We start from the raw sequence: 345 nt of genomic DNA, 5'->3' as shown, positions 1-345 counted from the left end.
TGAGTTCCCTGAAGGGCCGTCGAAGACTACGACGTTGATAGGTTGGGTGTGTAAGCGCTGTGAGGCGTTGAGCTAACCAATACTAATTGCCCGTGAGGCTTGACCATATAACACCCAAGCAATTTGCCTGCTCTGCGCTGAAAAGCAAAGAGGCCAGATTGCGGTGTGTGAAGACGAAATGAACCGAAAGTTCGAATCTCACAAAACACCGAAAGCTATCACATACCCAATTTGCTGAAGCGAGGCCACATGGTCACGACTCAGTACCCGAATTTCTTGACGACCATAGAGCATTGGAACCACCTGATCCCATCCCGAACTCAGCAGTGAAACGATGCATCGCCG

2 rRNA genes are annotated in these 345 nt (G+C 50.1%); both read left to right on the top strand.

The features are described 5' to 3' along the window. A 23S ribosomal RNA gene (locus AACU78_RS19155) occupies positions 1 to 107 on the top strand; the annotation flags it as partial. Between the two features lie 168 nt (positions 108 to 275). Beyond that, a 5S ribosomal RNA gene (gene rrf, locus AACU78_RS19150) occupies positions 276 to 345 on the top strand; the annotation flags it as partial.

Source organism: Pseudomonas sp. R9.37 (genome assembly GCF_963878885.1).
GTDB lineage: Bacteria > Pseudomonadota > Gammaproteobacteria > Pseudomonadales > Pseudomonadaceae > Aquipseudomonas.
The sequence above is the reverse complement of the archived record's forward strand: the minus strand, read 5'-3'. Positions and strand labels throughout refer to the sequence as shown.